Here is a 4017-nt window from a genome sequence, read left to right on the forward strand (position 1 = left end):
GCGTTCATCATCGGGATGTGCGGGTGGCGGTCGTGCCAGCGTCGGCAGAGGTCGGCGGGCAGGGCCTCGCCGGTGACCATCAGCCAGCGCAGGTCCGGGAGTTCGGGGGCGTCGCCCTCGGTGTCCCAGGCGTCCAGGGCGGCGCGCAGCAGGGAGGGCACGACCTCCAGGACGGCGATCCGCTCGTCGCGGGCCATCCCGAACAGGGCGGTCGGGTCGGCGGCCATCTCGGTGCCGGAGACCCGCACCGTCCCGCCGACGACGAGCGGGGCCAGCATCTGCCAGACCGACACGTCGAAGGTGAGCGGCGCGTTCTGGACGACGCCCTCCCCGGCCGCCAGGTCGAGGTCGCCGACCTTGGCCCAGAGGTGGTTCATCATCCCGGAGCGCTGCACCATCGCACCCTTGGGCTTCCCGGTGGAGCCGGAGGTGAACATCACGTAGGCGAGGTCCAGGCCGGTGCCCACGCACTCCGGCAGGGCCCCGGGCCCGGACCGCTCCAGCGGGAGGACGGTGACCGGCCCGCCCTGCACGGCGGCGGCGAACTCGGCGGCCTGCTCGCGGTACCCGGCGCCGACCAGCAGGTGGCGGGCGCCGCTGTCCTCGAGCAGCCCGGTGTTGCGGGCGGCCGGGGCGGTCGGGTCGAGCGGCAGGTAGGCGCCGCCCGCGCCGAGCACACCGAGCACGCCGGTGACGAAGGGGACGCCGGGTTCGGCGAACATCGCCACCACCGAACCGGTGGTGACCCCGGCTGCGGTCAGCTCGGCGGACAGCCCGCCGGCCGCCTCGACCAGCTCCCGGTAGCCCAGCGAGCCGGCGCCGTCGGTGACGGCCACCGCGTCGGGGGTGCTGGCGGCCACCGCGCGCACCCGCTCGACCACGCCGATGCTCTCCTCGGCGACCGTCGGGTCCCAGGCGCCGAGCAGCCCGCCCAGCTCGCCGGGTGTGGCGCGGCCGGTGAGGTCGGCCGGGGCGGTCACGTCGACCCGGGCGAGCGGCAGGTCGGGCCGCTCGGCGACGGTGCGCAGCAGGTGCTGGAAGACCGTCGCGACCCGCTCGACCTCGTCCCGGCCGAACAGGCCCGGGTGGTAGTCCAGTCGCAGGTGCAGGGTGTCGCCGGGGTGCACCACCATGCTCAGCGGGTGGTGCCGGGCGTCCCGGGCCTCGGCCCGGACGACGCGCGGGCCGTCGGCGACGCCGGTGTCGAGGCCGTTCTCGTCCAGCGGGAAGTTCTCGAACAGCACCACGGTGTCGAAGACCTCGCCGGACAGGCCGGCGGCCTGGTGGATCGCGGCGAGTCCGAGGTGCTCGTGCGGGAGCAGCGCGCTCTGCTGGTCCTGCACGGCGTGCAGCAGCTCGGCGAGGGTGTCGCCGGGGTGCAGCCGGGCCCGGACCGGCACGGTGGTGAGGAACATGCCGATCATCGACTCGACCTCGGGCACCTCGGCCGGGCGGCCGGAGGTGACGGCGCCGAACACCACGTCCTGGCGGCCGGTGAGCCGGCCGAGCAGCAGCGCCCAGCAGCCCTGGACCACGGTGTTGAGGGTCAGTCCCTCGGTGCGGGCCCAGCCGGAGAGCGCGGCGGTGAGGTCGGCGGGCACCTCGGCGAGCACCGCGTCGGGCAGCGCCGGGACGCGGGCCGGGTCGGCGGGGACGAGCAGGGTGGGCTCGTCGACGTCGGCCAGCACCCGGTGCCAGGCCTCCCGGGCCGCGGTGCGGTCCTGCGCGGTCAGCCAGGCCAGGTAGGAGCGGTACGGGGCCGGGTCGGGCAGCAGGGCGACGTCCGCGCCGGGTGCGCAGAGCGCGAAGAGCTCGCGGACCAGCAGCGGCATCGACCAGCCGTCGACCAGGATGTGGTGGCTGGTCCAGATGAACCGGTGCCGGCCCTCGCCGTGGGTGACCAGGGCGAAGCGCAGCAGCGGCGGGGCGGCGAGGTCGAAGCGGCGGGTGCGCTCGGCCTCGGTGATCCGGTCCAGCTCGGCGGCCCGGGAGGGCTCCGGCAGGTCGGTCAGGTCGGCGTCCAGCCAGGGGAGCTCGACGTGCTGCGGCACGACCTGGACCGGCTCGCCGGTGGCGCGGGCGCGGAAGGCGGCGCGCAGGTTGGGGTGCCGGTCGAGCAGGGCCTGTCCGGCGGCGCGCAGCGCCGCGGCGTCCAGCTCGCCCTCGATGTCGGCGACGATCTGCAGGGTGTAGACGTCGACGGCGTCCGCGTCCGGCCCGGAGCCGGCGGCGTCGTAGTCGGCGTGGAAGAGCATGCCCTGCTGGAGCGGGGTGAGCGGCAGCACGTCGGCGAGGGCGGTGCCGGCCTGCGCGAGCTCGGCCTCGAACTCCTCGATCTCCTCCTGGGCCAGGGCGACCAGCGGCAGGTCGGAGGGGGTGCGGCCGCCGGCGCCGGGGGCGGCGGCGTGCCGGGCGAGCAGTTCCAGGGCGCGGAACCAGGTGTCCGCGACGTCCCGGGCGTCCTCCTCGGCGACGGTCCGGCCGGCCCAGGACCAGTTGGCGATCAGGTGCGGGCCGTCGTGCCGGTCCTCGGTGGCCGGGGTGACGTCGAGCAGGTGCGGCAGCGGCATGCCGGGGTGGGCCCCGGTGCCGACCACCCCGTCGCCGCCGGCCGGCTCCCAGAGCCCGGCCTCGCGGGCGTCGAAGCGGCCCATGTAGTTGAAGCCGATCTGCGGCTTGTGGTGCCCGGCCAGGGCGCGGGCGGCGTGCGGGTTGAGGTAGCGCAGCAGGCCGTAGCCGACGCCGCGGTCGGGCAGCGCGCGCAGCTGCTCCTTGATCCGCTTGAGGGCGGTGGCGAGCGCGGGGCCGCCGGCCCAGACCTCGTCCCAGTCCAGCGTGCCCGGGTCCAGGCGCACCGGGAAGGCGCTGGTGAACCAGCCGACGGTGCGGGACAGGTCGAGGGAGTCGCTGAGCTGCTCGCGGCCGTGGCCCTCGAGTTCGATCAGGGTCTGCGCGTAGTCGGCGCGGCCGTGCCGGCGGCGCCAGTCGGCGACGGCGAGCGCGAGGCCGGTCAGCAGGACGTCGTTGACCTCGGCGTGGAACGCGGCCGGGACGTCGGTGAGCAGCGGGCCGGTGACCTCGGGGCCGAGTTCCAGGCGCAGGGTGCGCTGGGTGCCGTAGACGTCGGTCGCGGGGTCGAGCCGGTGGGTGCCGACCAGCGGGTCGGGGCCGGTCAGGGCCGACTGCCAGAGCGCGAGTTCGGACCCGCGGACCTGGGTGCGGGCCTGGGCGGCGAGCAGCTGCGACCACGCGCGGTAGGAGGTGCCGACCGGGTCGAGCGCGGGGGTGCGGCCCTCGGCCAGCGCCGCGCAGGCGGCGGCGAGGTCGGGCAGCAGGATCCGCCAGGACACCCCGTCGACGACCAGGTGGTGGGCGGAGATCACCAGCAGGGTGGTGTCGGCGCCGGGCGCTGCGCCGATCAGCACGGCCTGGATCATCACGGCCTCGGCGGGGTCGAGCCGGGCGCGGGCCGCGGAGGCCTGCCGCTCGGCGTGGCCGAGGGCGTCCTGCGGGTCCGTGCCGCCGTGCTCGGCGGTGGCGACCAGGCGCACGCCGGCGAGCGCGCCGGGGGCCAGTGCCTCGGTGTGCCACAGGCCGGGCGCGGGCTCGGTGGCGCGGGTGCGCAGCGCGTCGTGGTGGTCGACCAGGGCGTGCAGGGCCGTGTCGAGCAGGTCGGCGTCCAGCGTGGCGGGCACCCGCACGACGACGTGCTGGCTGTACTTGACGACCGGGCCGGTGAGGCTGTGCGTGTCGTCGTGCAACTGGGCCATGATCGGCGTCAGTTCGTACGGGCCGGTGCCGCCGGCGTCCTCGGCGGGCGCGGCCGCGGCCTGCGGCTCCGCGCCGCCGGCGATCCGGGCCAGGGCGGCCGCGGTCTTGTGGGTGAAGATGTCGCGGGTGGTGAAGCTCAGGCCGGCCTTGTGGGCGCGGCTGACGACCTGGATGGAGCGGATGCTGTCGCCGCCGAGGGCGAAGAAGTCCTCGTCGATGCCGACCCGCCCGGTGCCGAGCACCTCG

1 protein-coding gene is annotated in these 4017 nt (G+C 76.3%); it reads right to left on the bottom strand.

The genetic code is table 11. The annotated features are described in order from the left end of the window. On the bottom strand, positions 1–4017 hold a 4017-nt coding region (locus tag ACIA8Q_RS33790; protein ID WP_396318308.1), incomplete at both ends, for a condensation domain-containing protein.

It is taken from the genome of Kitasatospora sp. NPDC051705, from assembly GCF_044453265.1.
Classification (GTDB): Bacteria; Actinomycetota; Actinomycetes; order Streptomycetales; family Streptomycetaceae; genus Kitasatospora.